Here is a 5,331-nt window from a genome sequence, read left to right on the forward strand (position 1 = left end):
GATAATCTTTCTCGGATTCAATCAATAATTGAACCGCTCTTTCTCTGATTTCAGGGGTATATTTTACTTTTTTCATCGGGACATTCTCTCAGAAAGCTTGGTCTCCGACAAACCCGGTACGGTTCAAGGTGAGATTTCTAAAATATATGTAGACAAAAATTCAATCAAAACAGCACCAAATAATAATGATATTAGATATTTTTCTATAAAAGAAGTTCACTCAAATCCTAAAAATAATGTAGTGAAAAATAATTTAGCGATTGAATGTTCACAAGGTCTTTTCTTGAGCCCATTTACTAATCAATGGGAACCTATTTTTCAAAGAGGCTATATTATTGGTACTCTAAAAACCTATGAATATTATAGCTATACAACTGTTTGCGATGATGTCAGAGGAAAATATTCTAATAACATTATTATTAATACAAACAGAATTGGATTTTAATAATAGCCTAAGCAGAACAAGCTTCTCAAAAGCTCTTCTATAAAAATATAAAAACCTATAAAAGCAAAAGCACATGCTCTCAACTTCTCAACTCGTTACCCAAGCGTCGCACTTCGTGCTTTGGCTTTGGTGAACGGTTGAGAGAGTTTCGGCAATACTCTCCCTAAAGGCGGTCATTTAAAAAAATGACACATCCTTTAAGTATTGCCGATTTACCGCATATTCTTTTGGCTTCGGAGCCACGTATATCGGTCGTATCCGCACATAGCTTTGCAGACTATGCAGACAAGGACTAAAGGTCTTGCACCTTCTCCCACGCGCTCCCTGTCGAAGTATGGCGGTATCTCTGCGAGGGTTTCCCCAACATGCAACTTAACCAACCTATACAGCTACTCTTAACGCTCCGCTTTTGTGAGATTCCCCTGTAGCGGTTTAGCCTTTCGACTATCGCTACGTTGCACCAGTGACACTTATTCCCTCCACATGCAACGCATGCCAATCCCTAAAACGGACACGCAGAAGCAGGCAAAGCTCGATCTATGATGCTTATTTGATGATTTAAAACACGGATTAACGAAGACTTATCATTTTGAGACTTGATCTAAACACTGTTTATTGTGAAAATAGAGTTCAGGTACCAGCCTTTGGTGAAATCATAACGGTCGCCAAACCTTATGATCTTCGTTATTCGATGGGTTAACATCAAATAACTGCGTACCGTAGAATTTACTGGAAAACCCCTCTAAGTTGCAAGGCTTAGGGGGGATTTTCTTTATAATTTACAATTACAAATTTACTTATCCTTATTTAAAGCAAATTTTCGCTTCTTAATCACAGTAATTGACTTTTCTTGTGAAGCTATATTTTGCTGAATAGCTACCTGCTTCATTTTTACTGGTAAAGTAATCTTTTCATCAGATTTGGGGCTAGATTCTTTAGGCTTTGAATCTGTTGGCTTTTGCAAAGTTGCTTCTTTATTTTTAATTTTTATATAAATTTTATGTACGACCGTATTGTGTTCTTTGATCTCCTTATTTTTACTCTTTATTTTTTTATATTGTTCTTTAAAGGGCGTTATAAAATTCTTAACCGTTGATAGCAGTACAGCTTCATCAGAGTGTATATCTGCTAATGTCTTTGGTGTTTCACTTTGTACAAAATCAATAAAATGTAAGGGAAATTTTTCAATAATCTCTGGAGTAGCAAAACTAACAAAATGATATCCGTGATAAGAAATTACAGCGTAATTTGTATCCTGTTTAATCGGATGTTTGATATATCCCTTTACTGTCGCTTCTCCTTGATCCAATAGCTTTTTTAGATAGAAATCCTTGATATGATTCTCTAAAACTCTACTTTTTCTATAAAAATTAATCTTATTGTTAATCTCTTCTCGCTCTTCTATTTCATCAACAATATCTAACTTATGACTAAATTCAACAAATTGAGCATGATGATATTCAGCAAGTTTAGAAGTCCAAATTAAGATTTGTCCAAGATTATCAGGCTTAATAATCTCAATATCGTTGAAATCAAGTTTTTTTATTAGTGCAAGTTCTTCATGCTTGAACTCTTTTCTTTCCAAACTTGAATGTTTCAACATAACAACTTCCTTAACCACGGCGTATCCTTCAAAAACTATAAAGTAAAAGCTCATTTGGTATGAATACCAAATGAGCTTTCTAATTAATCAATCAAACATTAAAACAAAAAAGGGAGGTCATACCTAATTAAGTACGTTTCAATGCCATAATATGGCGAACCATATCGTTAATATGTTGTTTTGTTTCATTATCTTGTGAACCTAACCATGTCACCACATCAGCATCAAAAGCCTTTGCTTGAGCGATGGCGTGACGTTCCTGTAATTTTTTCACAAAACTAGGTTTAACCAATGGGGCATTGGTAGGATCAAAATTTTTATAGCGTTCTAATTCATTTTGCATTGCTGTACCTCCGCTTTTGGTGATGTGATGGTTCAAATGCAGTGATTATTCTCGCAACATCTCCACGTTCAACCCAAACCACTGTTAATAGTCTACCACGATTGCTTAAACCGACTGATATTAGTCGTTGTTCGTCATAGTGTCCTACATCATCAAAAGACATCAATGCAGGATCAAGGAAAATACTACAGACTTCTTCGAACGTAATTTCACGCCCTCTGTAGACTAAATCCATTTTTTGGTCATGCCATTCAAATAACAAGCCGTAATATTCAATCAATGGCATGATTACCCCTTTTCCTCTCGTAGAATTGAAATTAAGTAAGAATTTTCTTTTAGCATAAGAAATATTCTTATTATTTTGGGTCTATGACACAAAAATCGCCATTTTTTCCATATCCGCACTGCTTTTTCATCACTCGGACACACGGTTTAGATTCTCCATCAACTTTACAACTTCCAATATCAAACTGGATGCCTTGCTGTCTCAGGCTCTCGATCTGCGGGATATTGCCTAAAGGTTTGATATAAACACTAAACAGCCAAATGATACCAAGCATCAGAATGGCAAAGATGCCTAGAACAATGGTAATGAGCTTCCATGACAACTGATCACGGGCTGATTCAATTGAATTATTCAAGCGTCCAAGTGCTTTAGCGGTCTTAATAAGCTCCGCTGTACCCTCCTGTAAGCCCGTATTTAGCGATTTTGATACAGTATGGTGGGTCTGCCCAGCAATAGTGCTTTGAATGTGTTCTTTCGTGATTTGAAGCTCTTTAACGGCCTGATTGACGAGGTTCTGCTGTTGTTCTGCAACTGCCATTAGTGCATATAGCTTTTTTTCATCAGGTGTCATCGGCTCATCCCTCTAAACTTCATTGTTTTCTGTTGCTCTCTTTCTAATTTCTGCTGTTGTTTGTACTGTTCCAAAGCAAGCTGTTTAAAGCTGTCAAAATCAGCCTTAAAGCTCTCAATACCCTGTTTAATTTCTTTGTCTGAAATTGGGCTGTTTTTGAGGTCTTTCAGGTCTTGTTTGGGGTCGCCTAAGTCTAGTCGCTCAAGCTCTTTATAGGCTGTACGTGATTGTTGTAGGGCTTCCCTAATTTCAGGGTCTTTGGCTTGGCTTGGTAACAGTTTCTTTTCGGGTTCTTTCTCTATGCCTTGCTCTTTGTAGCTTCGCATATCAATACGGCTATCAATTTGATGTTTTTCTAAATGGCTGTTGCATAAATCCGCCCATCTTTGGCGTAGGTCTTTAATATCAATTTTTCGTTCCTGGTAACTCTTGCCTGTATTGTCTTTTTTAGCTCCGCCACGTTCAGGATTTTTGCTGTTATAGCGTTTGAAATATTGCTCTGGATCTCGTTCGATTCCATCTTGCAGACGTTCATTAAACATGAGATGCACGTGGGGCTGATCGTTGCCGTCCATTGCTTTAGGGTTATGAATCGCAAACTGATATGGATATTTTGAGCCGATCTCGGACTGAATGAACTCCTCAACCAGTTCTAGACGTTGTTTGGCATTCATCTCTCTAGGCAGGGCAATTTCATATTCTCGATAGGTACTGCCATTTTTGCGCTCGTAAAGGTCGGCTGCTTCCCAAAAGGTAATCGGATTATGTTCAGCCCATTTCGGCATATTCCCATAGGCACTATGTTCAAGGTCGGTTTCTGCCTGTTCTTGTTTCAGCTTTTTTTCTTCATCCCGATCAATATATTCGGCATGCGGTGCTGCTTTACCTGCCTTACCGACTTTGACACTTAAACGAGCAATCGCCATTAGGTCTTATCCTGTTCCTTTTTTCGGTTACGTTCTTTTTTAAACGCTCTTTGATCAAGTATCGAAGCCCACATCATAATGATGATAATTAGCGGTGCTGCGATCACGCCAAAACTAATATCTTTGATTTTTCCCAATACCTGTTTTAGTTGCATGCTGTTGCTCCTAGCTTTGGTACTTCTTTTTTTCATTCAATTTTCAATTGAACGAAAAAAAGAAGTTTCAGGGTTTTAGGGATGAAGTCCCTAACGTGCTTAGGTTTCTCAATGAAATTGAGAAACGTCTAAGCGCGCCATCAATTTTTTGATGGAAGTACAGGCGACAATCTCTAGAACGACTTTAACAAAATTGCGTACCTTGGACGTAATTATTTTGTTATCGTTCTTTGAGTATTGAGCCTGTGCTTTTGCGGTATATGAATTAAGGAATTGAATATGAATAATGATTGGCTGTCTGAAAAAATTACCTACATTTCTGCTTTAAAGAATCCCAGTGATGCACAAAAGCTTTTATTAGAATTAGCTCAAATCCAATACCGTACTCCCGACCAAGAGAAAAAATTGAATGCCTTGATCAAAGCTGAAAAAGCCATAGATCGAGCGAATAAACAGAAGATAGCAGTCAGAAAATTACTGAATGCAGAAAAGGAAGCTGAACGAAAAGCTCGTACACGTCATCTCATTCAATTAGGCGCACTTTTTGAAATTGCTAACCTTGATCAGCGTGACCCAGCCGAATTACTTGGAATTCTGCTTAAAACTGCTGAAATAGACCCAAATGATATGAAATGGCAAATTTGGAAGGATTTAGGATTAGAAGTTCTCAAACAACGTAAAAATAATTCAAATTAATTATAAGCTAAGCTAGATCAGCAATAAATTAAGTTATGATTTAACAAATCATTATGAGATTTCATAGGACAATTAATGAAAAAGTTTATCTTAGGACTCTGTCTATCTTTACCAATTCTCTCTCATGCAGCACCTAAATGGGAACTTGCTAATGTATTCATCACAAACAAAGATAAAGGTGAACCGTACCGGGTTTGTCGGAGAGTTTTTTATTTAAGTTAGGCCACCTGACCTAACGGGTTAATCTTATCATAGTACATTGCTTCAAAATCAAAAGGTGATACATAACCTAGTGCACTATGTACA

The 5,331-nt window shown here is 37.1% G+C and carries 8 protein-coding genes; 2 read left to right on the plus strand and 6 right to left on the minus strand.

Annotation, left to right across the window (positions count from 1 at the left end; genetic code table 11):
* The first annotated feature begins 97 nt into the window (after window positions 1-97).
* Window positions 98-445: a hypothetical protein gene (locus FTV50_RS16395; protein ID WP_159138984.1), complete on the plus strand. Its 348-nt coding sequence runs from the start codon at window positions 98-100 to the stop codon at window positions 443-445.
* 793 nt (window positions 446-1,238) lie between these two features.
* Here the strand turns inward: FTV50_RS16395 and FTV50_RS16400 are convergent.
* The 6 genes from FTV50_RS16400 to FTV50_RS16425 all read right to left on the minus strand — a co-directional run bounded on the left by FTV50_RS16400 (window position 1,239) and on the right by FTV50_RS16425 (window position 4,329).
* Window positions 1,239-2,048, minus strand: a complete 810-nt coding sequence (locus tag FTV50_RS16400; RefSeq protein ID WP_108091266.1) for a hypothetical protein — start codon at window positions 2,046-2,048, stop codon at window positions 1,239-1,241.
* A gap of 127 nt (window positions 2,049-2,175) precedes the next feature.
* Entirely contained in the window at window positions 2,176-2,391 is a 216-nt protein-coding gene (locus FTV50_RS16405; protein ID WP_042087985.1) for a hypothetical protein, read from the minus strand.
* On the minus strand, window positions 2,381-2,677 hold the full coding sequence (locus tag FTV50_RS16410) for a BrnT family toxin (protein ID WP_042087986.1): 297 nt from the start codon (window positions 2,675-2,677) through the stop codon (window positions 2,381-2,383). The genes FTV50_RS16405 and FTV50_RS16410 overlap by 11 nt, the downstream gene beginning before the upstream one ends.
* A gap of 70 nt (window positions 2,678-2,747) precedes the next feature.
* A complete protein-coding gene (locus FTV50_RS16415) occupies window positions 2,748-3,248 on the minus strand; it encodes a hypothetical protein (RefSeq protein ID WP_068550831.1) in 501 nt (166 codons plus the stop codon).
* Window positions 3,245-4,174, minus strand: a complete 930-nt coding sequence (locus FTV50_RS16420) for a MobA/MobL family protein (protein ID WP_119065094.1) — start codon at window positions 4,172-4,174, stop codon at window positions 3,245-3,247. The genes FTV50_RS16415 and FTV50_RS16420 overlap by 4 nt, the downstream gene beginning before the upstream one ends.
* Window positions 4,174-4,329 carry a hypothetical protein gene (locus FTV50_RS16425; RefSeq protein WP_002061201.1) on the minus strand — a complete coding sequence of 52 codons (156 nt, stop codon included), beginning with the start codon at window positions 4,327-4,329 and terminating at the stop codon, window positions 4,174-4,176. The genes FTV50_RS16420 and FTV50_RS16425 overlap by 1 nt, the downstream gene beginning before the upstream one ends.
* 279 nt (window positions 4,330-4,608) lie before the next feature.
* On the opposite strand from FTV50_RS16425, the gene FTV50_RS16430 reads away from it, so the two are divergent.
* Window positions 4,609-5,025, plus strand: coding sequence for a conjugal transfer protein TraD (locus FTV50_RS16430; protein WP_108091264.1), 417 nt, complete (start codon window positions 4,609-4,611; stop codon window positions 5,023-5,025).
* The last annotated feature ends 306 nt before the right edge of the window (window positions 5,026-5,331 follow it).

Origin of the sequence: Acinetobacter sp. YH1901134 (assembly GCF_013416965.1) — a bacterium.
Classification (GTDB): Bacteria; Pseudomonadota; Gammaproteobacteria; order Pseudomonadales; family Moraxellaceae; genus Acinetobacter; species Acinetobacter amyesii.